Consider the following 23,132-nt stretch of genomic DNA (forward strand, 5'->3'; position numbering starts at 1 on the left):
AACCTACCGGTTAGACCGGCCTTGCAAGAAACGTTTCAAGCAGTGCAGCAAAACGGTGAGATTGCTCGATCGGCGCAAGATGAGCGGCTTCGAGCAGTTCGAACTGTGCGCCCTCGATGGCGTTTGCCATGGCTTGTGTCGCAGCAGGCGGCGTGCCTGTGTCGTGGCGGCCCGCCACCGCGAGGGTGGGAAGATGTAACGTCCCCAGCTTACCGCGGACATCGAAATCGCGCAGCGCTTCGCATGCGAGGGCGTAGCCTTCTGGCAACGTATGGGTCAGCACGTCGCGAATCTGCTCGACAGCTTCGGGGTGCGCTGCCTGAAAATCGGCTGTCAGCCAGCGGCTCAAAGTTGCGGGCGCGAGCGACGCGACGCCATCGCTGCGGGCCGCCGCGGCACGTTGATCCCAGATCGCGCGGCCTTCGGGCGGCGTGCCGGCCGTGGTGTCGGCAAGCGTCAAGCTGTCGACGCGGGCCGGATAGTCGAGCGCGAATTGCTGCGCGATCATGCCGCCCAACGACATGCCGACGAGATGCGTGCTTGGTGCATCGAGCGCATCGAGCAGCGCGGCCAGATCGCGGGACAGATCGGCCACCCCAAACGGCCGGCCGGATACGGCGCTCTTGCCGTGGCCGCGCAGGTCGTAGCGCAGCACGGTGTAAGCGTCGCGGAAATAACCGGCGAGCTGGTCCCACACGGACAGGTCGCCGCCCAGTTGGTGGATGAACGTCAGCCATGGGCCGCCGCCTTCGTTGCTCATCACATAGCGGGTCTCGATACCGTTGATGTTGACTTGCATGCGGGCTCCTTGAAAGGGAACACAGTGGAAAGAGCCGTTTGCGCGTGCACTGCCTCGCCTTGGATAGACATACGCAGTGGCCGCGCGAACGGTTGCAACTCTTCGTGCGAGTAAGCGTCGCCGCGGAAGTTTCGGCGATTTCTTCGAGACCCTGCTCGCGTTCAGGGCTTTTCGGGCGTGCTGGCGGAATCGGTCGAATCGACCGGCGAATCGACTGGCGAAGTGGGCGAGGACGTGGGCTGCGCTTCGGTTGCGCCTGCCGATGGCGCGGATGGTGCCGGGTTGACCGAATTGTCAGGCGAACCGTTGCCGCCGCTGTTGTCGCTGTTGTTACTGTTCTCCATACCGCTGGCCGAACCGCCGCCGCCCGCAGCATCGAGCTTGCCGCGCCACACGAGTTCGAATTGTGTGCCGTTCGGTTCGGTCTGCACGATTCGCGCGGGCAACCAGCCGAGCGATGGCGCGAGCCACACGTCGATTCGGCGCTGATCGCCTTCATGGCGGGGCCGCCGCTTGAAGTGGCGTGTATCGAGGTAGCCCTGCGCGGTGCGGATCGTCTCGTCGCCGATTGTCTCGACCGGCCAGTTCTCGCCGCTGTCGCTATCCACGACGAAGAACTGCCGCGTCACGCCGGGCTTGTATGCGCCGGGGTCGCCGCGCACCAGGCTGGCCAGTTGCATCACCATGCTGAAACGGTCTTGCGCGCCATCGGGCAGCGGCAGCGTCGCCGGGGTGCGCGTGAATGCGATCTGTCTGACGGCGCGGTTGAAGATCGACACGTCTTCGGCCCGGCGGCCGCGCTTTTCGATGTATTGCTCGGGGGCGAGGCCAAATGCGTCGATGCGGCCGTGGCTCGAATACACAAATGCGCCGACGAACGGCAGCGGCACGGATACGACCATTTCGTAGCTCTGGGCGTTGCTGGTCCAGTGGATGGTGCCGGGCTGGTTGCGCACGCCGTTGTAGAACGAGTCGTATTGCAGTTCGCCCGACGGCGGGACGGAGAACTTCACGCCGGATGAGGCTTGCGGCGCACTGACGGCAGCGGGCGCGCTGGCCGTGCCGTTCGATGAAGCAACGGCGCTGCTTGCCGCAGCCGATGCGCTCGCTGCGGCATCCGGCGCAGCCTTGGCGGGAGCGGGCGCTGCGGTTCCCGGCTGCGTAGCGGTCAGCACATGTTCGCGCGGTTTTCGGGGGATGGCTTTATGCGCCGGCTGAGGTTGCAGTTGCTGCGAGGCGTCGGCGGGCCTGCGCTCGATGCGCTCGGGCGTCAGCAGCGCGACCTGCACGGGAATATGTTCCTTGTCCGCTGCATTCAGCGTCGCGCGATTACGCTCGACCCATTGCGCGGCGATCCAGTGCAGAACCGCCACCACCAGCAGCACGGCAATCCATCGCCACGCGCGCGGATCGCGGAGCGCGGCGATGGGCTGCGTGCGGTCGGAGCGGCGTGTGATGGATGGTGAGGACATCGGCGAGTGAAATTAGGCGACGGAAGTTAGGCGACGGAAGTTAGGCGACGGAAAGTGAACGGGTTGGCGGACGCGTGCAGCGCGTCAGCGCGGCGTCGCACTATACCCCAGCTCATACGACAGCTTTTGCGCACATTCGCGCAGGGCCGTATCGATCTCGCCGCCCCAGCGGATATCGAACGCGCCTTCGTGACCAAGCGCGACCAGGCCGAGCGCGAGATCGCCGGTCGAGTCGAACACCGGCATGCAGAATGCGTGGATAGTCGGCAGCAACATGCCTTCGACGCGTGCCGCCTCATGCTGCCGCACTTCGGCCAACACGCGTTCGACTTCTTCCCGCGTGCGCGGTCCGCTGGTTTGCGACGAGCGGCGCGAATCGGCCAGCTCGCGCTCCAGCATCGCGGCGGTCTTGCTGGGCGGCAGATAGGCGGCAAACAGCAGGCCGGTGGCGGAACTGAGCAGCGGCATCACGTCGCCGAGCTTGAGCGACGCCTTCGCCGGGTGGCTCGACTCCATCCAGTGAACCATCGTCGGACCCTGATTGCCCCACACGGCGATGCCCACGGTCAGATCGAGCCGGTCGCGCAGTTCGGCGAGCGCGATGCGCGCGAGCTTCACGCCGTCGACGCGCGCGAGCCGCGCGAGTCCCAATTGCAAGGCGAATCCGCCGAGCTCGTAGCGGCCCGACAGCGGATCCTGCGCGACCACGCCGAGCCGCAGAAAACTCACCAGATAGCGATGCGCCTTGGCCGGACTCATGCCGGCGCGCTGCGCCAGATCGCGCAGCATCATCGCGCGCGGTTCGTGAGTCAGCACGTCGAGCAGCCTGAAACCGACTTCGATCGACTGAATGCCCGAGCGCAGTTTCTCCTCGCTGGCTTCGACGGTTTCGTCGTCGGAGGGATCAGCGGATTCAGCGCGGTCGAGCGGGTCAGCTGGGTCGGCTGGGTCGGCGTCGGGATGGATCGCGCCGGGGCGGGCAAGTGAAGGCATGAGCGAGGCGCACGGAGCGCATTCAAAAGACGGTCAGAAAACAGGCGGAACGGCCAGGCTGCCGCGGCCCGCAAGCGACGGCCGGGCAGCGGCGCTTGGGCCGCGGCGATTCACCATCGTAGAATAGATTCCCTCTATCGTCACCAATACGGCTCATTCCTCTATGAAACTTGCCACGCTGAAGGACGGCACGCGCGACGGCCAGCTGATCGTCGTGTCCCGCGACCTGCACACCGCGGCGATCGCCGACGCGATCGCGCCCACGCTGCAGCGCGCGCTCGACGACTGGGCCTTCTATGCGCCGCAATTGCACGACCTGTACGACGCGCTCAATCAGGGGCGCGCCCGCAATGCGTTCCCGTTCGATGCGAAGAACTGCATGGCGCCGCTGCCGCGCGCCTTCCAATGGGCAGACGGTTCTTCGTACGTGAACCATGTTGAACTGGTGCGGCGCGCTCGCGGCGCGGAAATGCCGCCGGAATTCTGGACCGATCCGCTGATGTATCAGGGCGGCAGCGACGACTTCATTGGCCCGAAAGACGACGTACTGTGTGCGTCTGAAGAATTCGGCATCGACTTCGAAGCGGAAGTCGCCGTGATCACCGGCGACGTGCTGATGGGCGCCACGCCCGATCAGGCGCTCAAAGGCGTGCGTCTGATTACGCTGGTCAACGACGTCTCGCTGCGCAATCTGATTCCCGCCGAACTCGCGAAGGGCTTCGGCTTTTTCCAGAGCAAGCCGGCAAGCTCGTTCGCGCCGGTCGCAGTGACGCCCGACGAACTCGGCGAACACTGGCGCGAAGGCCGCGTGCACCGGCCGATGATCGTCCACTGGAACGGCAGGAAAGTCGGCCAGCCGGACGCCGGCACCGACATGGTGTTCCACTTCGGCCAGTTGATCTCGCACGCGGCGAAAACGCGCAATCTGCGTGCCGGGGCGATCGTCGGTTCGGGCACCGTGTCGAACAAGGACGCGAAGCGCGGCTATTGCTGCATCGCCGAGAAGCGCTGCCTCGAAACCATCGAGCACGGCGCGCCGCAGACCGAGTTCATGAAATACGGCGATACGGTGAAGATCGAGATGTTCGACGAAGCGGGCAAGTCGATTTTCGGCTCGATCGACCAGGGCATCGCGCCGCTGGACTGACGCACCGGTTTTGTGCGCAACGCGGCGTCGGGCCGGCGTCCGCGCAAGGTTCTCAGCATACGAAAGGGTTTCGCCCGATGCCGCCATTAGAGCGCACCGTTACACTGAACGCCGCGGCGGCGCGCCTTGGGGGGATGGCCGCCGATCCGCCGCGTGATGGACGCATGACGGACGCATGACGGACGCATGAAGGACGCATGAAGGACGCATGAAGGACGCATGAAGGACGCATGAAGGACGCATGAAGGACGCATGAAGGACGCATGACGGACGCAGTCCATCGGCACAGTACGTCAGAACGAATAACCCACGTGAGGAAACAGCATGCCGCGATTCGAATCGTCTGAGCCGGCAACCCGGCGTGCTCGCGCATCGGGTTTGCATGCGACGACACTGCGGTATCGATTCCGCTGTCTGGCTGCCGCGCTGGGCGCCGCGTTGCCGGGCATCGCGCTGGCGCAGGTGAAGATCGGTCTGGTGCTGTCGCTGACCGGGCCGGCCGCGTCGCTCGGCATTCCCGCGCGCGATACCGCCACGCTGCTGCCCAAACAGATCGGCGGTCAGGAAGTCGAATACATCGTGCTCGACGACGCGTCCGACACCACCCAGGCCGTGCAGGACACCAAGAAGCTGATCTCCGAAAATCACGTCGACGTGATCATCGGTTCGTCGATCACGCCGAATTCACTCGCGATGATCGACGTTGTCGCTGAGGGCGAAACGCCGATGATCTCGCTGGCGTCGTCGGCGAAAATCATCGATCCGGTCGACGCGAAACGCCACTGGATATTCAAGACCCCGCAAACCGACGCGATGATGGCTTCGGCGATCGCCGAACATGCGAGCGCGCATGGCGTCAAAACGATCGCGTTCATCGGCCAGGCCGACGCGCTCGGCGAGACGTTCTACACCGAGGTCGCGAAATTCGCGCAACTGCACCACGTCAACGTGGTGGCGAGCGAGCGTTTCAATCGCACCGATCCGAGCGTCACCGGCCAGGTCCTCAAGATTCTCGCGGCCAAACCCGATGCGGTGGTGGTGGGCGCGGCCGGCACGCCGGCCGCATTGCCGCCGAAGACGCTCAGGGAGCGCGGCTTCAAAGGCCTGATCTATCACAACCATGGAGTCGGCAATAACGACTTCCTGCGGGTATGCGGCGCCGATTGCAACGGCACCTTCCTGCCCGCCAGCCCGGTGCTGGTCGCCGCGCAACTGCCGACGGACCATCCGGCCAAGCGTCTCGCGCTCGATTACATCGCGCGCTTCGAGGCGCTGCGCGGACCGGGCAGCGTGTCGGCGTTCGGCGCCTACACGTGGGACGCGGGCATGCTGCTCGGCAACGCCGTGCCGATCGCACTGACACAAGCCGCGCCCGGCACGCCGGAATTTCGCCGCGCGCTGCGCGATGCGCTGGAAGCGACGCGCGCGCTCGCGAACACCAACGGCGTGGTCAATATGAGCGCCACGGATCACCTCGGGCTCGATCAACGGGCCCGCGTGATGGTCGAGATTCAGAACGCCAAGTGGGTTTACCAGCCGCGCTGACCTCGCGCGCGGCTTTTGACAGACATACCGATGGACGGATTGCTCACCATGTCTCAAGCCCCCCACAGCAACGATCCCTTTTACGCGCACTACCGGTCGCTGCAATTGCGCCGGCATCCGCACGGCGTGCTCGAAGTCGTGATGAGCGGCGAGGGCGCGAACCGGAGCGGGCTCGCGACGGCCACCGCGCGGATGCACTACGAACTCGCCGAAATCTGGCGCGATATCGATCGGGATCCCGAAACACGCGTCGCGATCATTCGCGGCGAGGGCAAGGGGTTTTCGGCGGGGGGCGACCTGCAACTGGTCGAAGACATGGCGACCGATTTCGACGTGCGCGCGCGGGTCTGGCGCGAGGCGCGCGATCTGGTCTACAACGTGATCAATTGCAGCAAGCCGATCGTCTCGGCGATGCACGGGCCGGCGGTCGGCGCCGGGCTCGTGGCAGGCCTGCTCGCGGACATCTCGATTGCGGCGAAGTCGGCGCGCATCATCGACGGTCATACGCGCCTCGGTGTCGCCGCCGGCGATCACGCGGCAATCATCTGGCCACTGTTGTGCGGCATGGCGAAGGCCAAGTATTACCTGCTGCTGTGCGAGCCGGTGAGCGGCGAAGAGGCGGAGCGAATCGGGCTGGTGTCGCTCGCCGTCGACGAAAACGATCTGCTGCCGAAGGCATTCGAAGTCGCACAGAAACTGGCCAACGGTTCGCAAACGGCGATTCGCTGGACCAAGTACGCGTTGAACAACTGGCTGCGCTCCGCGGGACCGGCGTTCGATACGTCGCTGGCGCTGGAATTCATGGGCTTTGCCGGACCGGATGTGCGCGAAGGCGTGACCTCGCTGCGCGAGCGGCGCGCACCGGACTTCGGCGGCGCGGACCCGTGGAGCGGACATTCGCAACGGGCGCCGCGTGGCGGCACTTCGGGCGGTGAGCGTTCGTGATGCCGGATGCCGGCGTGCGAGGTGCTGCATGAAAAGTGTCAAACGGGCCGGACACCCGGCCCAGATAGCAGGCTAACCAACAGGCCGGACAACGGCCTAAACGAACCACGGAAGCTATGCCGCGCGCGGTATGATCGACTCAGACGCGCGCGGGATGGCGCTACTTCCTTCCCTTTCTGCTGCGAGGCGACAAGCATGACCGATACACCTGGTTCAACGCCGCCCTTTCCGGGCTTTCCCGGTTTTCCGCCCGCTGAAATGCTCGATCGCATGTGGGGCATGATGCGTCTTTCGCCGTTCGGTTCGGCTTTTTCGGGCGCGGAGCCCGGCGGCGGCATCGGGCCGTCACTGTCGATGATGTCCGACATGATGGCGCCGCTCACCAGCGTCGAAGAACTCGACAAGCGCATTACCGACATGCGCGCGGTCGAGCAATGGCTCAAGCTGAATCTGAGCATGCTGCAGTCCGCCATTCAGGCGCTCGAAGTGCAGCGCGCGACACTCGCGACGCTGCGTGCGTTCGGCGCGTTCGCGCAGTCGGCGATGGCGCAGCCGGCTTCGCCGTCCGCCGCGCCGAGTCCTTCGCCGACGGCGGGTTGGCCGCATCCGGAGACGTCGAGCGCAGCGGGTACGTCGAGCGCGTCGAGTGCCGGTTCGCCGGAAAGCGCCGAAGCCGACGCTGACGCCAACACCCACACTGCCGATACCGCCGCCACGCCGCCCTTCGACGCCTCCGCCTGGTGGAATCTGCTGCAATCGCAATTCAACCAGATTGCCCAGTTCGCGATGACGCAGCCGGGCGCCGCGGCCACAGACGCGGCGAGCGGGAGCGCGCCGGCGTCGCCGGAAGAAGTGGAAACCGATGAGCAAGCGGCGTCGGTCGATGAGCCGGCTGGCGCGTCGGCGAAGGCTGGTGGCGTGGCCGAGGCAGCGGCGAAACGTCCCGCGGCGAAACGGGCGACGTCGTCCGCGAGGCGCGCAAGTAGTTCGACTGCCAGTCCGCGTGCAACGAAAAAATCCATTTAACCGCAGGAAAGAAGCCAGGAAAGAAGCCAGGAAAGAAGCGGGGGCGGCACGCGAACCACGCGCAGGCGGCGCGAACGAATGTGAATTCGAATGTGAATTCGCCGCCTGTCACGGTTTTGACCATGATCGCCGGTCATACTCGCGTAATTGCGCGTTTATTGAGGCCGGTCAATCGGACGCTGGAATTGCGGCGCTAAGCGCGCGGGTTCCGTAAAGTCAGCGTGCTATCATTGTCTGAGCTTTATTTGGCTTTTGGGCGTGCGCTGAAAAACAACCAATCCAGCCGCCCTTGCTCCATTCGCCGCCGGCACAACCGGCGTAGGGCTGGACGGTGCGGTTTTCATCGCAGACTGGCTCGACCTCAGGCACAGGGTATCCCTCACCCACGGTTGGCCGCGCAGCGCATAACCTATGGTTGTCGCCGCCGCGCAAACGCCAAGGACTTCTTTGCTGCCCAGTGCGTCCAGGCAGCCGATTACCGCGTAAAATTGAATGTTGGCCGGCAAACGGTGCGTTCCGTTCGTCGTAAGCAAAAGTGCTACACGTAGTAGTAACAGACACAGACAGTATGCGCAGAACAGGGGTGGGACTATGAACACCATGCTTTATCCGGAACTTTATAAATCGCTCGAATCCGTTCGATGGGACATGGAGAAAGACATTCCCTGGGACAAGTTCGATGCATCGCTATTGACCGACGAGCAGGCCGCGACAATCAAGATGAACGCGATCACCGAATGGTCAGCGTTGCCCGCCACCGAAATGTTCCTGCGTGACAACCATCACGACAGCGATTTCTCCGCGTTCATGAGCGTGTGGTTCTTTGAAGAACAGAAGCACTCGCTGGTGCTGATGGAATATCTGCGCCGCTTCAAGCCGGAAATGTGCCCGACCGAAGAAGAACTGCACGCCGTGCGCTTCGAATTCGATCCGGCTCCGCCGCTCGAAACGCTGATGCTGCACTTCTGCGGCGAAATCCGCCTGAATCACTGGTATCGCCGCGCGGCCGAATGGCATACCGAGCCGGTCATCAAGGCCATCTACGAAACCATTTCGCGCGACGAAGCGCGGCATGGCGGCGCCTACCTGCGCTACATGAAGAAAGCGATGGCGCAAACCGGCGACATCGCGCGTGCTGCGTTTGCCAAGATCGGCGTCCTGATGGCATCGGCGCGCCGCACTGAAAAGCCGCTGCACCCCACCAACCTGCACGTGAATCAGGCGCTGTTCCCGCGCGACACGATTCAATCGCGCCTGCCGGATCCGGAATGGCTCGAACGCTGGCTCGACGAGCAGATCCGTTTCGACGACGGCTGGGAAAAGAAGGTGGTCGAACGGATTCTGCATAACCTGTCGATTCTGTTCGAGCGCACGTTCAATACGGCGCAGGAATTGAACCGCTATCGCAAGGAAGTGGTCGCGCGGTTGCAGGCCGATCAGAAATCGGCCGAACAGCCGGCTTGATAGTTTCAGGTACGCGGGCGTCTACGCCACGTACCGGTTTGTTGGTGTCGAGAACGGCCCGGCAGGCGTGAGCTTGCTGGGCCGTTTTGCTTGATGCTGTTCGGCGTGTATTGTGGCGAAACTTCTTTTTTCTTTCTGACTCCGTTATGGCTGCTACTTTCGAACGCAAGATTCTTACGCGCGATGCGCTGGCCGAGCTTCGTCCTTCGCTGCCGGCGCCGGTTGTCTTTACCAACGGCGTGTTCGATATCCTGCATCGCGGGCATGTGACTTATCTTGCCGATGCTAAAGCGCTTGGGGCTTGCCTCATCGTCGGCGTGAATAGCGATGCTTCAGTTCGCATGCTGGGGAAAGGGGATGATCGGCCTATCAATAACGAGGCTGACCGGATGGCCTTGCTCGCGGCTTTGGAGAGTGTCGATTATGTGGTTTGCTTTGGGGAGCAGACGCCCGTCGAGTTGATTTCGGTCTTGCGGCCGGATGTGCTCGTTAAAGGCGGTGACTACGATATGGATGCTCTGCCGGAGTCGGCAATTGTGCGCGGATGGGGCGGGCGGGCGTTGGCTATTCCGTTCGAGCATGACCGCTCGACCACTGCGCTTTTGAGGAAAGTTCGGGCACAGGAGTGATGCTCATTTTTGCCTTGGGCTGCGCCATTCTCTTCTTCACTGCGGCAGCGCCGACGCCGCAATCGGCGCCGTCGGCGCAGGGCCGCCTACTACGGCCTGGTCCACGGCTTCGGCGGCTGTCAAAGGTTTTATCTTCAACCACTCAGGATGGATCTGGCGATTCAGGTGGTTCGGCTCGCGTCCGCCAGCCGTAGGCGTCGTGCCGAATACGCCGCGCATCGCGACGAATGCCAGCATGTTGGCAAGAAACAAGATGGCAATCAGCCAGCGCAGCATCGTTAATATTCCCCGTCCAGAAATTGAGCCGCCGTTTCTATCGTCACCGTTCAGGCGTCCCGCGCCGGCGCGCTCTCGGCGGCAATCAGCGCAAGCCCGGACAGCACCAGCGAATCGTGGCGAGTATGCGGTACTTTCAGCGCACCTGTCACTTCGTCCGCGGCGCCGCCACTCACCACCAGCCGCACCGGCACCCGCCATTCATCCTGCAGGTCGCGCCACATCCGCTCGATCAAACCCGCTTGCGCCAACGTGCAGCCCGCCGACAACGAACGCGGGGTGTCGGTGGCGAAGAATGGACCGCGACGCTCACCGTCAGGCGCATCGCCATCGTCGAGCAGGCCGCGTGCGGCGTTGGCGTCGAGCGTCGGCAGTTGCGCCGTGTGCTCGCCGAGCGAGCGCATCATCAAGGTCCAGCCTGGCGCAATCAATCCGCCGATAAAGCAGCCGTCCGCACGCAAGGCTTCCAGCGTGGTCGCCGTGCCGAAGGTCGCGATCAACAGATGCTCGCCCGGAAATGCCGCATGCGCGCCAATCAGGCCGGCCCAGCGATCGCTGCCGAGCGCGTGCGGCGTCGTGTAGCTATTGGTCACGCCGCATTGCTGCGCGCAGGCACGGATCGTCGTGAGCGGCAGTTGCGGCCAATGAGCGTCGAGCAACGCGCCGATCCGGGCTGCCACCGTCTCGCCCGCGACGTTCGACAACCATGCGCTGCCTGGCGTCGGCAGATTCGACCAGTCGGGTTGATCGGCGCCGCCATGCGCGAGCGCACCGGCCGCGCTCTGCGTGCCGTCGCGCTGCACCAGCGCCCACTTGATGCGGCTATTGCCCGCGTCGATCAACAGATAAGGCGCGCCGCTCGTCATGCGGCACCGTCGGCCAGACGCAGCGAGACGTCGCCGGTCGCGATGGTCCGCCGGCCCGAGGCCGTGTCGAGCAGCAACTGGCCGCGTTCGTCGACGCCCGCCGCCACGCCGCGCGCAAGTTCTTCGCCTTGCTCCAGCAGCACCACTTCGCGGCCCGCATAAGCATGCACCGCGTTCCAGCGCGGCTGGAACGGCGCGAAGCCTTCGGCGCCGAAGCGCTGCAGCGCCGGTTCGAGCGCGTTCAGTTCGGCGGCCAGCGTGTCGGTGAGGTTCGCGTTGGGCAGCGCGCGTTGCAGCGCGGTCGGCATGGTGCCGCGCGCTTGCGCCGGCACGTCGGCGTTCAGCGCGCCGACCCTGGCGGCGAGCTCGTCCGCGCCTTTCACGTTGGTGCCGATACCGATCACCACCGCGCTCGCTTCGTCCGTGCTCCACGCGGTTTCGATCAGGATGCCGGCCAGCTTGTCGCCTTCGAGCAGCACGTCGTTGGGCCACTTCAGCGCGATCTGGCCGGGTCCCGCGACCGGCAGCGAACGCAGACCGTCGACGAGCGCCACGCCGACGGCGAGGCTCAAGCCCGCCAGCCCTTCTAGCGGACGCGGCAGCACGCACGCCACCGAAAACAGCAGCGCATTGCCCGGCTCGGCATACCAGGGCCGGCCACGGCGGCCGCGGCCCGCGGTCTGCAGATACGCGACCCGCACGATCGGCCGCGGCAGTGCGCCGGCTTTGCGCGGCAGCGCTTTGACGCGGGTCATCAGGTCGGCGTTGGTCGAGCCGGTTTCTTCGACGATTTCGATCGGCCAGTCATGCGCTTGCGGGCCGAACAGTGCGACGGCGCGCGCCCGGTCGATACGCCAGTCGCCAGCCTCGGCGGCTTTGGGTGGGGTCTTGGAAGCGTTCATCTTCATATTGTAGCGATAGCGAACACGGCGAGCCCGCGAGCACGGTCCATCGCCCGCGCCTTCGTTACAATGGCCCGTAATCCGATAACCAGATTCCAGCGATCCTTGAACTACGACACTCCGCCCGGCCTCGAAGTCGCGGCAGGCAGCCAAGGCAAGATCGTCCGGCTCTCGGGCCAGTGGACGGCGCTTGCGCTCGCGCGCGACCGCGCCACCGGCCATGTGATTCCCCAGTTGCGCTCGCTGATCGGCGCCGAAGGCATCGGCCAGTGGGACCTGTCGCGCGTCGACCGGATGGACCACGTCGGCGGCCAGGCGCTGTGGCGCGTGTGGGGCCACAAGATGCCGGCCGACACCACGCTCACCGACACGCAACGCGACATCTTCGAGCGCATTGCCTTGCTCGACACCGCGCGCGAAAAGGCCGAACCGGTGCCCAGGTTCGATCCGTTCACGCGGCTCGGCATGGCGATCTTTTCGTTCCTCGAGCATCTGTACGGCGGCGTCGCGATGTTCGGGCGCGTCGTGCTGGATCTGTTGGCGATCCTGCGTAACCCGAAAATCACGCCGTGGACCGAAATCTCCGCGAACGTTTACAACGCCGGCACTAAGGCGCTGCCGATCACCGCGCTGGTCGCCTTTCTGATCGGCATCGTGCTCAGCTATCTGTCCGCGCAGCAGCTGCGGCTTTTTGGCGCAAACCAGTACATCGTCAATATTCTCGGACTTTCGGTGATCCGTGAACTGGGACCGGTGTTGTCGGCGATTCTGGTCGCGGGCCGTTCGGGCTCGGCGATCACCGCGCAGATCGGCGTGATGCGCGTCACCGAAGAACTCGACGCGATGCGCGTGATGGGCATCCCGCACGGGCTGCGCCTGATCCTGCCGCGGGTGGTCGCGCTCGGCGTGGCGATGCCGCTCCTCGTGATGTGGACCAACATCATCGCGCTGACCGGCGGCGCGGTCGCCGCGAAGATCGTGCTCGGCATCGACATGAACTACTTCGCGCGCGCGTTGCCGAGCGTGGTGCCGGTCGCGAACCTGTGGATCGGCCTTGGCAAGGGCGTTGCGTTCGGCATGCTGATCGCGATCGTCGGCTGTCACTTCGGTTTTCGCATCAAGGCCAATTCGCAGAGTCTCGGCGAAGGCACGACGACCTCGGTGGTGACCTCGATCACCATCGTGATTCTCGCGGACGCGGTGTTCGCGATTCTGTTCCAGAACGTGGGGCTCGGATGATTGCGCCACTCACTCAGGCCGTACGCGGCCAACCGGTGCCCGAGATCGCCGAGCCGGTGATCGAGGTGATCGACATCACCAAGCGCTACGGCCGCAACATCGTGCACCAGCATCTGAATTTCGACGTGCGGCGCGGCGAGATCGTGTCGATCGTCGGCGGTTCGGGCTCGGGCAAGACCACGCTGGTGCGGCAGATTCTCGGTCTCGAGCGGCCGTCGTCCGGCACCATCAAGCTGTTCGGCGAGGACCTTGCGACGATATCTCCGGAAACCGCGCAGCTGATGCGCAGCCGCTCCGGCATGCTGTTTCAGCGCGGGGCGCTGTTCTCGTCGCTCTCGGTGTTCGACAACATCGCACAGCCGTTGCGCGAACTCGGCAAAGTGCCCGAAGACCTGCTGCGCGACATCGTGATGCTCAAGCTCGAAATGGTCGGCCTGCCGTGCAAACATGCGTCGAAGATGCCGTCGGCGCTGTCGGGCGGCATGATCAAGCGGGTGGGCATTGCGCGCGCGATCGCGCTCGAACCCGAACTGCTGTTTCTCGACGAGCCGACCGCCGGCCTCGATCCGCAGGCGTCCGATGAATTCGTCGAGCTGATCGCCGCCTTGCATCGCGCGCTGGGTTTGACGGTGGTGATGGTCACGCACGATCTCGACACGATGGTCGCGCTGTCCACCCGCGTGGCCGTGCTGGCCGATCGCACGGTGCTGGTCGCCGCGCCGGTCGAAGAAGCGGCGGGCGTCGATCATCCGTTTATTCGCGAATATTTCCTCGGCCTGCGCGGGCGTCGCGCGCTGCAGGCGCTGCCGCCGGAACGCCGCGCGAAGCTGCCGCGTGCGGCGCTCGAACCGGCATCGTCCGAATTGCCGCTGTGAACCAGGGAACCTGACCATGGAAAACAAATCACATGCCTTCTGGGCAGGGCTCTTCACGGTGGTCTTGCTGATTGCCATCGCGTTGGCGGCTTTTTTGTTCAACGTCGACCGTTCGGTGCGGGTGCCGTACGATCTGATTGCGCGCACCAACGTGACCGGGCTCTATACCGACGCTGCCGTGCGTTATCGCGGGCTCGACGTCGGCAAGGTGCAGTCGATCAAATTCGATCCGTCTCATCCGGGTCAGATCCTGATCCGCATCCTCGTCGACACGCACGCGCCGATTACCCATTCGACCTTCGGCAGCCTGGGCTTCCAGGGCGTCACGGGCATCGCGTTCATCCAGCTGGACGACACTGGGCGCGATCCGTCGCCATTGCCGTCATCGCCTAGGCACGTGGCGCAATTGCCGATGCGCCCGGGCTTGCTCGATCAGTTGCAGCAACGCGGCGACGTGCTGCTGCGCAAGCTCGAAAGAGTCACCGACGACGTCGATAATCTGTTGTCGCCGGAGATGGTCAGCCAGTTGCAGGGCACGGCGGCCAGCATCCAGAAAGCCGCTGACGGCGTCGCCACGCTGACCCAGCAGATGGCGCCGGCCGCCGGCAAGCTGCCGGCCACGATCAACCAGCTGAATCGCACGCTGGCGTCGACCAATCAGCTGATCACCGGTCTGAACCGCCCCGACGGCCCGTTCGAGACCAACCTGAACAAGGTCGGCAAGGCAGCGCAGCAGGCGGGCGATGCGCTGGCGTCGATGGATGGCTCGTTGCAGGAGTTGTCGGCGCGAGTCGGTTACGACACGCTGCCGCGCGTCAATTCGCTTGCCGAAGACGTGCGCTCGGCCGCGCGTTCGGTGGACCGCGCGGCCGAGACGTTCAGCACCAATCCGCGCAGCGTGCTGTTCGGCGCGCCGCAGGCGGCGCCCGGCCCAGGCGAAGCCGGCTTTGCGTGGCCCGCCGGCCGCGCCGCTACGCCCGCCGCTACGCCCGTCGCCAAATGAATTGAATGAATTGAAGGTTTTGAAGAAGGAACATGGTTATGTCACGCTCGATTCACCGCTTGTTTTCCTCGAGCGCCGCGCTTGCGGTGCTGCTCGCGTTCGGCGTGCTGGCTGCGGGCTGCGCGGGCACGCCCGCGGCGATCGCGGATATCCGCTACGACCTCGGGCCGCCGAACCCGGTTGCTTCGGCCGGCACGCTGCCGCCGGTCAAGGTGCTCGATGTGAGCGCGCCCGACACGCTCGAGTCCGACAAGCTGATCTACCGGCTCAGCTACGCCGATGCGCAGCAGACGGCGTCGTACGCGAATAGCCACTGGACCATGGCGCCGTCGCAGTTGCTCACCCAGCGTCTGCGCGGCGCGCTCAGTTCGCGCGGCACCGTGCTGACCGGTGCGGACGGCGTGCGTGCGCCGGTATTGAAGATCGAATTGAGCGAGTTCGAGCAGGTCTTCGACAGCCAGTCGGAAAGTCACGGCGCGGTGACCGCGCGCGCCACGCTGACGCAGAGCGGCAAGGTGATCGGCCAGCGCACTTTCATTGCGCGCGCGCCGTCCAGTTCGGCCGATGCCGCCGGCGGCGCGCAGGCGCTCGCCGCCGCCAGCGACGACCTCGTCGCGCAGATCGGCGCATGGCTCGGCGTGCAGGCACTGGTCGCGGCGCAATGACCCGGCTGCAGCGCGCGCAACGGAGCGCTGCATGAACGACAAACCCTGGCTGCACCGTCCGTCGGCGCTCGCCCGGCTGGCGCTGGGGCTGTATGCCGCGCTGATCGTCTACGGGTCGTGGTACCCGTTTTCCGGCTGGCGTTCGCTCGGCCTCGGTCCGTTCGACTATCTGTTCGATCCCATGCCACCGCAGTACCTGACGGCGTTCGACGTCGTCACCAACGTGCTCGGCTACATGCCGTTCGGCGCGCTGGTGGTGCTCGCGGTCTATCCACGCTGGCGCGGCACCTTGGCGGTCGCGCTCGCGTTCGTGCTCGGCGGACTGTTGTCGGGCGTGATGGAAGCCGTGCAGACCTATCTGCCGACGCGCGTCGCCTCCAACCTCGATCTGGCCGCCAATGCGCTCGGCGCGCTGCTCGGTGCGGCGATGGTGTCGCCGGCCACCGGCGCGCTGCTCGATCGCGGCTTGCTGCGCCGCCTGCGGCTGCTGTGGTTCGAGCGCGATAGCGCGGCGCTCGCTGGCATCGTCGCGTTGTGGCCGTTCGCGACGATGTATCCGGCGCCGCGCCTTTTCGGGCTCGGCAACTGGCCGCGCGCGCTGTGGCTGAGTTTCGATTCGACCACGCAGGAGGCATTGCTCGCATGGACGCCGCCTGGCTGGCACGTCGGCGCGTGGCCGGCGCTGGCCGCCGCCTGGCTGCCCGACGACGGCTGGGAAGCCGCCGTCACCACGCTCAATCTGTTCGCCGCGCTCGCGCTGGCGTCGCTGCCGATGCGCCGCCACGCGCCGCGCGTGCGCCTGTTGACCGCTTTTATCGTCATAGCCTTGTGCGTGAAGGCGGGCGCGACGTTCCTGCAATCGCAATCGGGCCTTGCGTTCAACTGGGCGACGCCCGGCGCGTTGGCGGGTCTCGTCTGCGGCACGGCCGCGGCGCTGCTTGCACTGCGGCTGCGGCGCCGTTCGCGCGCGGCGCTCGCGGCCTGTGCGCTGACGGTCACGCTGGCACTCGTCAATCTGCTGCCGGTGAATCCGTATTTCGATGTCGTGCTGGCCGACTGGCGGCAAGGACGTTATCTGCACTTCAATGGCCTCGCGCAATGGCTCGCGTGGATCTGGCCGTATGCGGCGCTGGTGTGGCTGGCGTTCCTGGTCGAGCGCGTGTGGCTCAAGCGGCGCGCGAGCGGGGCATGAGCGTGGCATAAGCGGGGCATGAGCGGCCCCGAGCCTCGCTCGCTATAATCGACCGCACCACAGAGGCGCCGCAGCGCGCCCAGCGCCGTTCCCCATTCTTACAGCCTCGCCTCCGGACACCATGGACTCCTTCTACAAGTACCACGTCTTCTTCTGCCTCAATCAGCGCGATCCCGGCGCGGAACGCCCGAGCTGCGCGAACTGCAACGCGCAGGCGATGCAGGAGTACGCGAAAAAACGCGTGAAGCAACTTGGCCTCGCCGGCCCGGGACAAGTGCGGATCAACAAGGCCGGCTGTCTGGATCGATGCGAACTCGGGCCGACGGTCGTCGTTTATCCGGAAGGCGTCTGGTACACGTATGTCGACGAGAGCGACATCGACGAAATCGTCGATTCGCATCTTGCGAACGGCAAGATTGTCGAGCGTCTGAAGATCGATCAATAAGCCGCGCCATGAACGTTCATACAAAGAAATATCTGATCGACGGCCCGGTCGGCAAGATCGAAGTCGCGCGGGATCTGCCTGACGAAACCCGCGAAAACGGCGCCGCGCCGCGTGGCATCGCGCTCGTCGCGCACCCGCATCCGCTGTTCGGCGGCACGATGGACAACAAGGTCGCGCAAACGCTCGCGCGCACGCTTGTGCAGTTGAACTACGCGACCTATCGCTCGAATTTTCGCGGCGTGGGCGAAACGCAGGGCGAGCATGACAACGGCATCGGCGAGCGCGACGATCTGCGCGCGGTGCTCGACCATATGCGCGCCGAAGCGGGGCAGGGCGATCTGCCCCTCGTGCTCGCGGGCTTCTCGTTCGGCACGTTCGTCTTGTCGCATGTGGCCGCGAAGCTGCGCGAAGACGGCCAGGAGATCGAGCGCATGGTGTTCGTCGGCACCGCGGCGAGTCGCTGGGACGTCGCGCCCGTGCCGGAAAACACGCTCGTGATTCACGGCGAAACCGACGAGACGGTTCCCATTCAATCGGTTTACGACTGGGCGAGGCCGCAGGAATTGCCGGTTGTCGTGATTCCGGGGGCGGAGCATTTTCTGCACCGCAAGCTGCATATTCTGAAGCGGATCATCGTCGACGCGTGGCGGTGAACGGTGCCCGGCGCGTGTTTTCCGGGGTACAGGTCCGCACAAACCGAAATTTATCGCCGCCCATTGCGCAAAGTTACCAGGATAGCGCGCGTATAATGAGCGGTCTTTTTTTGGCGCAGCACAGCCCACCCGGCAGTTCGCGCGACGCGTAGCACTCTGCGCGCGCAGCGGTGCCTGATGCGAGGCGTGCTGCGCGAACCGATCGCGTGGCCGGAAGTCCAACGGGCGCCGTGCCGTGTTTTACACGGCTGACGCTCGCTGACCGGCTCTCCCAAACTCCGCGCCCTGCGCGCGATGCATTTTTCTGCACGAACCGACCCTATGCGTTTTTCCATCTCCGGCCGCACGTCATTTCCCTCAGTTGCTTCCTTCGTTTCCCCTACGCTTAGCCGTGCCGTGACCCTCGGCATCGTGTTGCCGGCGACCCTCGTTGCCAGCACGGCGTTCGCGCAAGTGCCGCCGCCCGGGGTGAACGCGCGTTCGTGGGTGCTCGTCGACGCAACCAGCAATCAGGTGCTCGCCTCGGGCAATGCCGACGAACGCGTCGAACCGGCGTCGCTCACCAAGCTGATGACCGCGTACCTCGTCTTCGAAGCATTGCAGACGAAGAAGATCACGATGGAACAGACGGTGATGCCGAGCGAAGCGGTGCGCCGCGTGCGCACGGACGAATCGCGCATGTTCATCGAGGCGAACAAGCCGGTGACCGTGCACGATCTGGTCTACGGCATGATCGTCCAGTCGGGTAACGACGCGGCGATCGCGCTGGCCGAACTGGTTGGCGGCAGCGAGGCGCAGTTCGTCAACATGATGAACACCGAAGCCCAGCGCCTCGGCATGACGCATACGCATTTCGCCGACGTGAACGGCATGCCCGACCCGCAGCACTACACGACCGCGGGCGACCTCGCAATCCTGTCGGCGCGCCTGATCCGCGATTTCCCCGACTACTACAACATCTTCTCGGTCAAGGATTTCACCTACAACAAGATCAAGCAGCCGAACCGCAACCGTCTGCTGTGGATCGATCCGTCGGTGGACGGCCTGAAGACGGGCCATACGCAAGCTGCCGGCTACTGCCTGATCGCGAGCGCCAGGCGGCCGCTGGCGGGCGCGAACGACGCGTCGCGCCGTCTCGTCTCGGTGATGATGGGCGAGACCAAGGAACACGACCGCGTGCAGGACAGCCTGAAGATGCTGAACTACGGCTACACCGCGTATGACACGGTGCGTCTGTACAAGGCGAATCAGGTGGTCGGCGCGCCGCGCGTCTACAAGGGGGCGCAGGACACCGTGCAGATCGGCGTGAAGGGCGATCAGTACATCACCGTGCCGAAGGGCATGGGCGACAAGGTGAAGCCGCAGATCGAACAGATCGACCCGCTGATCGCGCCGCTCGCCAACGGTCAGCAGGTCGGCACCGTGAAGCTGGTCGCCGACGGCAAGGTGCTGGCGCAATTCCCGGTGGTCGCGTTGCAGGCCGTGTCGCAAGCCGGCGTGGTGGGCCGCGTGTGGGATTCGCTGATGCTGATGTTCAACAAGAAGAAGTAAGAGCCTGACGCCGATGACCGCTGTTTCCGATGCTCCGCTCGACTCGATCGTCTATCTGAACGGCGAACTGGTGCCGTTGTCCAAAGCGCGCGTGCCGGTTCTCGACCGCGGTTTTATCTTCGGCGACGGCATTTATGAAGTCGCGCCGCTGTATGCGCACGCCAGCGGCCGCACGCCGTTTCGCTTCGCACACCATCTGGCGCGTCTCGCGCGTTCGCTGGAGAAGATCGGCATTGTCAATCCGTTCGACGCCGCCGGCTGGCGCGCACTGATCGAACGCGTAGTCGCCGCCAACGAAGCGGGTGGCGGCTTGCGCGCCGCTCAGGACGCGATCGTTTATGTTCAGGTGACGCGCGGGGTCGCGAAACGCGGTCATGCATTTCCGGCCGGCATCCAGCCGACCGTATTCGTGATGGTCAGCCCGCTGAACTTGCCGGGCGCCGCGCTGCGCACCCACGGCGTGCGTTGCGTAAGCGCCGAAGATTTTCGCTGGCTGAATTGCGACATCAAATCGGTGTCGCTGCTCGGCAATGTGCTGATGGCGCAGTACGCGGCGGAAAACGATGCGTTCGAAACGATCCAGTTTCGCGACGGCTTGCTGACCGAAGGGTCGTCGTCGAATGTCTGGGTCGTGAAGGACGGCGTGCTGTTTGCGCCGCCGCGCAGCCGGAAGATTCTCGAAGGTATTCGCTATGGCCTGATCGAGGAGCTCACGCAGGAGTGCGGCATCCGCTTCGAAGCGCGCGAGATTGCCGAAGCCGAACTGCGCGCCGCGGACGAGATCCTGGTCAGCTCGGCCACCAAGGAACTGCTGCCGGTCACGCAGCTCGACGGCCGGCCGGTCGGCAACGGTAAGCCGGGCGCGGTCTTTGCGGCGCTGTATGCGGCGTACCAGCGTGCCAAGGCAAAAGAAGCGCTTGAGGCGCAGCAAGGAGTGAACAGTGAATCATCCCGCGAAAGAATCATTGCTTGAGTTTCCGTGCGATTTTCCCATCAAGATCATGGGCAAGTCGCATCCCGAGTTCGCCGGGACCATCGTCGCGGTGGTGCGGCAGTTCGATAACGAAGTCGACCCGGAGCGTGTCGAAACGCGACCGTCCAGCGGTGGTAATTACACCGGTCTGACGGTCACGGTGCGCGCGACGAGCCAGGTGCAGCTTGACGATATCTATCGTGCGCTCACCGGTCATCCGATGGTGAAAGTGGTGCTTTAAGCGAAGTCACGGCGTGACGCGCAATGCGTCCGCCGGCTGAGCGGAGCTCGCCGCGGGTCCTGCCGCGCAAGCCCGGTCGAAAAGCTGTTTGAACCGTCCCACTTCGTCGAATACCCAAGCGCGGAAAGCCTTGACCCGCGCGGTTTCGAGCATTTGCGGCGGGCAGATGAAGTAGTACTGCCACGGGCTCGGCCCATCCACGTCGAAGAGACGCACGAGGCGGCCCGCTGCGATCTCGTGCATCGCGAGCGAGCGGCGCGTGAGCGCGACCCCCTGGCCGTCGATGGCCGCCTGCAGCAAATTCGACGAATCCTGATACAGCACGCCGCGCTTCGGCTCCGGCCAGTCGGTGAGGCCGGCGGCGTCGAACCATGGGCGCCACAATTCGTCGTCGGAGCGCAGCAGCGGGACCTTGGCCAGATCGGCGGGAACTTGCGGCAGCTTGCCGCCGTTGAAGTTCGGCGCACAGGCCGGAAAGAAAATTTCCTCCAGCAGCAGTTCCGAATGCAGCCCCGAATATTTGCCGAAGCCGAAGCGGATCGCCACGTCGACGTCGTCGCGCGCGAAGTCCGTTAGCGCGTTGGTGGACAGCAGTTCGAGATCCCACTGCGGGTGCGCCTCGATGAAGCTGCCGATTCGCGGCGTCACCCAGCGCGCCGCAAACGACGACAGCATCGATACGACGAGGCGCCGCTCGCGATCGCCGGCGCGGATTTCGCGGGTGGCGTCGGCGAGCGCCATCAGCGCGGTGCGCACGCGGGTGGCATAACGCCGGCCGGTTTCCGTAAGACGCACGCGCTTGCCGTCGCGGGCGAACAGCGTGACCCCCAGCTCCGCCTCCAGCGCCCGGATCTGGTGGCTGACAGCGCCGTGCGTGACGAACAGTTCGTCGGCGGCGCGCGAGAAGCTCTCGTGGCGGGCGGCGGCTTCGAAAGCCTTGATGGCGTTCAGCGCGGGCAATTGCCTTAGGTCCATCGCAATATTTCTCACATAGAGGTGAAAATAGATCGTTTTGCGTAAACCCTTGCTACGTCTACGATTGTAGCCACGAAACGAATTTTGGCGAGGGCATCATGCGAGAAATTTCCTCTAGCATCGCGTTTGAAATCCGTAACGGCGAAACCGTACCCATGAAGGTGGCACGCAGCACCAGGCTGGTCGTGCACGGCGGCGCCGTATGGGTGACACGCAGTGACGACACCGAAGACTACTGGCTGCAGCCCGGCCACACGCTGCGGCTGCGGCGCGGCGAGCGCCTGTGGCTGAGCGCCGAGGGCAACACGCAAGCGAGGGTGGCGTTTTCGGTGCCGACACGGTGCGACGAGCGGGCGCTGAACTGGTTCGCGCGGGTCGGCGAACGGTTGGCGGCGCGGATGCGCGGTGGCTGGCGCACGGTTTGAGCCTCTTTTGAGCATAGACGGCGCCACGGCGGCGGGCCGTGGCGCCGTGAGCACTTCCGGCGGGGATTGCCGGATTTCGGTAAACTGACGCGCATTATGTGCGCCACCCCGGTTTCCCCGTCTCCCCCGCCCGCCACGGCGCCGCTCACGCTGCGCTGGCGCGGCAGCGAACCTTACGAAGCCAGTTTCGCCGCGATGCGCGCGTTCACCGACGAGCGCACGGCGGACACCCCCGACGAAATCTGGCTGGTTGAGCACCCACCCGTCTTCACGCTCGGCCAGGCCGGCGACCCGGCGCATCTGCTTGCGGCCGACAGCGGCATTCCGCTGGTCAAGGTCGATCGGGGTGGGCAGATCACGTATCACGGGCCAGGCCAGGTGGTCGCCTATCTGCTGCTCGACTTGCGCCGGCGCAAGCTGATGGTGCGCGAGATGGTCACGCGGATCGAGCAGGCCGTGATCGACACCCTCGCGGCGTATAATCTCGCCGGAGAACGCAAGGCGGGCGCCCCGGGCATCTATGTGGCGCCCGGGCCGGACGCCGGGCTGCACGCTGGCGCCAAGATCGCCGCGCTGGGTCTGAAAATCCGCAACGGCTGTAGCTATCACGGCGTGAGCCTGAATGTGGAGATGGATCTGCAGCCGTTTCTGGCCATCAACCCATGCGGCTACGCGGGGCTCGAAACAGTCGATATGGCGACGCTGGGCGTCGCTGCCGGCTGGGACGAAGTGGCCCGAACCTTTGCTGCATGCCTCACCGCAAACCTCGACGGCAGTCCCGCGGCCGTCGCCCAACCGCAGGCCGGTGCGCTCACCGCCTGACTGGACCGA

At 65.0% G+C, this 23,132-nt stretch carries 25 protein-coding genes; 18 read left to right on the plus strand and 7 right to left on the minus strand.

Annotated features, from left to right (window positions below):
* Positions 1 to 10 precede the first annotated feature (10 nt).
* The 3 genes from AC3WLT_RS10635 to AC3WLT_RS10645 all read right to left on the minus strand — a co-directional run bounded on the left by AC3WLT_RS10635 (position 11) and on the right by AC3WLT_RS10645 (position 3,264).
* Entirely contained in the window at positions 11 to 799 is a 789-nt protein-coding gene (locus AC3WLT_RS10635; protein ID WP_492591843.1) for an alpha/beta fold hydrolase, read from the minus strand.
* A gap of 161 nt (positions 800 to 960) precedes the next feature.
* Entirely contained in the window at positions 961 to 2,271 is a 1,311-nt protein-coding gene (locus AC3WLT_RS10640; protein ID WP_492591844.1) for a DUF3108 domain-containing protein, read from the minus strand.
* Positions 2,272 to 2,355: 84 nt separating this feature from the next.
* Positions 2,356 to 3,264, minus strand: a complete 909-nt coding sequence (locus AC3WLT_RS10645) for an IclR family transcriptional regulator (RefSeq protein ID WP_492591845.1) — start codon at positions 3,262 to 3,264, stop codon at positions 2,356 to 2,358.
* Positions 3,265 to 3,427: 163 nt separating this feature from the next.
* On the opposite strand from AC3WLT_RS10645, the gene AC3WLT_RS10650 reads away from it, so the two are divergent.
* From AC3WLT_RS10650 to rfaE2, 6 genes are all read left to right on the plus strand, one after another.
* A complete protein-coding gene (locus AC3WLT_RS10650) occupies positions 3,428 to 4,411 on the plus strand; it encodes a fumarylacetoacetate hydrolase family protein (RefSeq protein WP_492591846.1) in 984 nt (327 codons plus the stop codon).
* 324 nt (positions 4,412 to 4,735) lie between these two features.
* On the plus strand, positions 4,736 to 5,956 hold the full coding sequence (locus AC3WLT_RS10655; RefSeq protein WP_492591847.1) for an ABC transporter substrate-binding protein: 1,221 nt from the start codon (positions 4,736 to 4,738) through the stop codon (positions 5,954 to 5,956).
* A gap of 48 nt (positions 5,957 to 6,004) precedes the next feature.
* Positions 6,005 to 6,901, plus strand: a complete 897-nt coding sequence (locus AC3WLT_RS10660; protein ID WP_492591848.1) for an enoyl-CoA hydratase/isomerase family protein — start codon at positions 6,005 to 6,007, stop codon at positions 6,899 to 6,901.
* Between the two features lie 195 nt (positions 6,902 to 7,096).
* A complete protein-coding gene (locus AC3WLT_RS10665; RefSeq protein ID WP_492591849.1) occupies positions 7,097 to 7,927 on the plus strand; it encodes a PhaM family polyhydroxyalkanoate granule multifunctional regulatory protein in 831 nt (276 codons plus the stop codon).
* 591 nt (positions 7,928 to 8,518) lie between these two features.
* A complete protein-coding gene (locus AC3WLT_RS10670) occupies positions 8,519 to 9,391 on the plus strand; it encodes a ferritin family protein (RefSeq protein ID WP_175151516.1) in 873 nt (290 codons plus the stop codon).
* A gap of 146 nt (positions 9,392 to 9,537) precedes the next feature.
* Entirely contained in the window at positions 9,538 to 10,020 is a 483-nt protein-coding gene (gene rfaE2 / locus AC3WLT_RS10675; RefSeq protein ID WP_492591850.1) for a D-glycero-beta-D-manno-heptose 1-phosphate adenylyltransferase, read from the plus strand.
* A 36-nt stretch (positions 10,021 to 10,056) separates the two neighbouring features.
* On the opposite strand, the gene AC3WLT_RS10680 is transcribed toward rfaE2, so the two are convergent.
* From AC3WLT_RS10680 to AC3WLT_RS10690, 3 genes are read right to left on the minus strand one after another with little or no spacing between them, the layout of a single operon-like run.
* The gene (locus AC3WLT_RS10680) at positions 10,057 to 10,296 is read right to left on the minus strand and encodes a hypothetical protein (RefSeq protein WP_492591851.1); all 240 of its coding nucleotides are present in this window, start codon (positions 10,294 to 10,296) and stop codon (positions 10,057 to 10,059) included.
* 50 nt (positions 10,297 to 10,346) lie between these two features.
* Positions 10,347 to 11,162: a type III pantothenate kinase gene (locus AC3WLT_RS10685; RefSeq protein WP_492591852.1), complete on the minus strand. Its 816-nt coding sequence runs from the start codon at positions 11,160 to 11,162 to the stop codon at positions 10,347 to 10,349.
* Entirely contained in the window at positions 11,159 to 12,064 is a 906-nt protein-coding gene (locus AC3WLT_RS10690) for a biotin--[acetyl-CoA-carboxylase] ligase (protein WP_492591853.1), read from the minus strand. Before AC3WLT_RS10690 ends, AC3WLT_RS10685 begins: the two co-directional genes overlap by 4 nt.
* A 105-nt stretch (positions 12,065 to 12,169) precedes the next feature.
* Here AC3WLT_RS10690 and AC3WLT_RS10695 point away from each other — a divergent pair, with 105 nt between their 5' ends.
* The 10 genes from AC3WLT_RS10695 (at position 12,170) to AC3WLT_RS10740 (ending at position 20,901) form a co-directional block, all read left to right on the plus strand.
* Positions 12,170 to 13,303: an MlaE family ABC transporter permease gene (locus AC3WLT_RS10695; protein WP_492591854.1), complete on the plus strand. Its 1,134-nt coding sequence runs from the start codon at positions 12,170 to 12,172 to the stop codon at positions 13,301 to 13,303.
* Positions 13,300 to 14,178, plus strand: a complete 879-nt coding sequence (locus AC3WLT_RS10700) for an ABC transporter ATP-binding protein (RefSeq protein WP_492591855.1) — start codon at positions 13,300 to 13,302, stop codon at positions 14,176 to 14,178. The genes AC3WLT_RS10695 and AC3WLT_RS10700 overlap by 4 nt, the downstream gene beginning before the upstream one ends.
* A 16-nt stretch (positions 14,179 to 14,194) precedes the next feature.
* Positions 14,195 to 15,181: an MlaD family protein gene (locus tag AC3WLT_RS10705; RefSeq protein WP_492591856.1), complete on the plus strand. Its 987-nt coding sequence runs from the start codon at positions 14,195 to 14,197 to the stop codon at positions 15,179 to 15,181.
* A gap of 38 nt (positions 15,182 to 15,219) precedes the next feature.
* Positions 15,220 to 15,846, plus strand: coding sequence for an ABC-type transport auxiliary lipoprotein family protein (locus AC3WLT_RS10710; RefSeq protein WP_492591857.1), 627 nt, complete (start codon positions 15,220 to 15,222; stop codon positions 15,844 to 15,846).
* Between the two features lie 31 nt (positions 15,847 to 15,877).
* Positions 15,878 to 17,038, plus strand: coding sequence for a VanZ family protein (locus AC3WLT_RS10715; protein ID WP_492591858.1), 1,161 nt, complete (start codon positions 15,878 to 15,880; stop codon positions 17,036 to 17,038).
* Positions 17,039 to 17,159: 121 nt separating this feature from the next.
* Complete coding sequence (locus tag AC3WLT_RS10720; protein ID WP_492591859.1) at positions 17,160 to 17,483, plus strand: (2Fe-2S) ferredoxin domain-containing protein; 324 nt, start codon at positions 17,160 to 17,162, stop codon at positions 17,481 to 17,483.
* Positions 17,484 to 17,491: 8 nt separating this feature from the next.
* Complete coding sequence (locus AC3WLT_RS10725; RefSeq protein ID WP_492591860.1) at positions 17,492 to 18,136, plus strand: alpha/beta hydrolase; 645 nt, start codon at positions 17,492 to 17,494, stop codon at positions 18,134 to 18,136.
* Positions 18,137 to 18,457: 321 nt separating this feature from the next.
* Positions 18,458 to 19,687 carry a D-alanyl-D-alanine carboxypeptidase family protein gene (locus AC3WLT_RS10730; RefSeq protein ID WP_492591861.1) on the plus strand — a complete coding sequence of 410 codons (1,230 nt, stop codon included), beginning with the start codon at positions 18,458 to 18,460 and terminating at the stop codon, positions 19,685 to 19,687.
* 13 nt (positions 19,688 to 19,700) lie between these two features.
* Positions 19,701 to 20,660, plus strand: a complete 960-nt coding sequence (locus tag AC3WLT_RS10735) for a D-amino acid aminotransferase (protein ID WP_492591862.1) — start codon at positions 19,701 to 19,703, stop codon at positions 20,658 to 20,660.
* A gap of 28 nt (positions 20,661 to 20,688) precedes the next feature.
* Positions 20,689 to 20,901 (plus strand): DUF493 family protein, encoded by a 213-nt coding sequence (locus tag AC3WLT_RS10740; RefSeq protein WP_492591972.1) that lies wholly within the window; start codon positions 20,689 to 20,691, stop codon positions 20,899 to 20,901.
* A gap of 6 nt (positions 20,902 to 20,907) precedes the next feature.
* On the opposite strand, the gene AC3WLT_RS10745 is transcribed toward AC3WLT_RS10740, so the two are convergent.
* Complete coding sequence (locus tag AC3WLT_RS10745) at positions 20,908 to 21,876, minus strand: transcriptional regulator GcvA (RefSeq protein WP_492591863.1); 969 nt, start codon at positions 21,874 to 21,876, stop codon at positions 20,908 to 20,910.
* A 98-nt stretch (positions 21,877 to 21,974) separates the two neighbouring features.
* On the opposite strand from AC3WLT_RS10745, the gene AC3WLT_RS10750 reads away from it, so the two are divergent.
* Positions 21,975 to 22,301 carry a DUF2917 domain-containing protein gene (locus tag AC3WLT_RS10750; protein WP_492591864.1) on the plus strand — a complete coding sequence of 109 codons (327 nt, stop codon included), beginning with the start codon at positions 21,975 to 21,977 and terminating at the stop codon, positions 22,299 to 22,301.
* A 96-nt stretch (positions 22,302 to 22,397) separates the two neighbouring features.
* Entirely contained in the window at positions 22,398 to 23,123 is a 726-nt protein-coding gene (gene lipB, locus AC3WLT_RS10755; RefSeq protein WP_492591973.1) for a lipoyl(octanoyl) transferase LipB, read from the plus strand.
* Positions 23,124 to 23,132: the final 9 nt, after the last annotated feature.

It is taken from the genome of Paraburkholderia sp. FW306-2-2C-D06C (assembly GCF_058781505.1).

Coding starts and splice junctions, on each gene's coding strand:
- AC3WLT_RS10720 (WP_492591859.1), top strand. CDS start 17,160: ATGGACTCCTTCTACAAGTACCACGTCTTCTTCTGCCTCAATCAGCGC.
- AC3WLT_RS10690 (WP_492591853.1), bottom strand. CDS start 12,064: ATGAACGCTTCCAAGACCCCACCCAAAGCCGCCGAGGCTGGCGACTGG.
- lipB (WP_492591973.1), top strand. CDS start 22,398: ATGTGCGCCACCCCGGTTTCCCCGTCTCCCCCGCCCGCCACGGCGCCG.
- AC3WLT_RS10750 (WP_492591864.1), top strand. CDS start 21,975: ATGCGAGAAATTTCCTCTAGCATCGCGTTTGAAATCCGTAACGGCGAA.
- AC3WLT_RS10740 (WP_492591972.1), top strand. CDS start 20,689: ATGGGCAAGTCGCATCCCGAGTTCGCCGGGACCATCGTCGCGGTGGTG.
- AC3WLT_RS10685 (WP_492591852.1), bottom strand. CDS start 11,162: ATGACGAGCGGCGCGCCTTATCTGTTGATCGACGCGGGCAATAGCCGC.
- AC3WLT_RS10680 (WP_492591851.1), bottom strand. CDS start 10,296: ATGCTGCGCTGGCTGATTGCCATCTTGTTTCTTGCCAACATGCTGGCA.
- AC3WLT_RS10735 (WP_492591862.1), top strand. CDS start 19,701: ATGACCGCTGTTTCCGATGCTCCGCTCGACTCGATCGTCTATCTGAAC.
- AC3WLT_RS10665 (WP_492591849.1), top strand. CDS start 7,097: ATGACCGATACACCTGGTTCAACGCCGCCCTTTCCGGGCTTTCCCGGT.
- AC3WLT_RS10635 (WP_492591843.1), bottom strand. CDS start 799: ATGCAAGTCAACATCAACGGTATCGAGACCCGCTATGTGATGAGCAAC.
- AC3WLT_RS10745 (WP_492591863.1), bottom strand. CDS start 21,876: ATGGACCTAAGGCAATTGCCCGCGCTGAACGCCATCAAGGCTTTCGAA.
- AC3WLT_RS10640 (WP_492591844.1), bottom strand. CDS start 2,271: ATGTCCTCACCATCCATCACACGCCGCTCCGACCGCACGCAGCCCATC.
- AC3WLT_RS10725 (WP_492591860.1), top strand. CDS start 17,492: ATGAACGTTCATACAAAGAAATATCTGATCGACGGCCCGGTCGGCAAG.
- AC3WLT_RS10655 (WP_492591847.1), top strand. CDS start 4,736: ATGCCGCGATTCGAATCGTCTGAGCCGGCAACCCGGCGTGCTCGCGCA.
- AC3WLT_RS10645 (WP_492591845.1), bottom strand. CDS start 3,264: ATGCCTTCACTTGCCCGCCCCGGCGCGATCCATCCCGACGCCGACCCA.
- AC3WLT_RS10650 (WP_492591846.1), top strand. CDS start 3,428: ATGAAACTTGCCACGCTGAAGGACGGCACGCGCGACGGCCAGCTGATC.
- AC3WLT_RS10710 (WP_492591857.1), top strand. CDS start 15,220: ATGTCACGCTCGATTCACCGCTTGTTTTCCTCGAGCGCCGCGCTTGCG.
- AC3WLT_RS10730 (WP_492591861.1), top strand. CDS start 18,458: ATGCGTTTTTCCATCTCCGGCCGCACGTCATTTCCCTCAGTTGCTTCC.
- AC3WLT_RS10700 (WP_492591855.1), top strand. CDS start 13,300: ATGATTGCGCCACTCACTCAGGCCGTACGCGGCCAACCGGTGCCCGAG.
- AC3WLT_RS10670 (WP_175151516.1), top strand. CDS start 8,519: ATGAACACCATGCTTTATCCGGAACTTTATAAATCGCTCGAATCCGTT.
- AC3WLT_RS10705 (WP_492591856.1), top strand. CDS start 14,195: ATGGAAAACAAATCACATGCCTTCTGGGCAGGGCTCTTCACGGTGGTC.
- rfaE2 (WP_492591850.1), top strand. CDS start 9,538: ATGGCTGCTACTTTCGAACGCAAGATTCTTACGCGCGATGCGCTGGCC.
- AC3WLT_RS10715 (WP_492591858.1), top strand. CDS start 15,878: ATGAACGACAAACCCTGGCTGCACCGTCCGTCGGCGCTCGCCCGGCTG.
- AC3WLT_RS10660 (WP_492591848.1), top strand. CDS start 6,005: ATGTCTCAAGCCCCCCACAGCAACGATCCCTTTTACGCGCACTACCGG.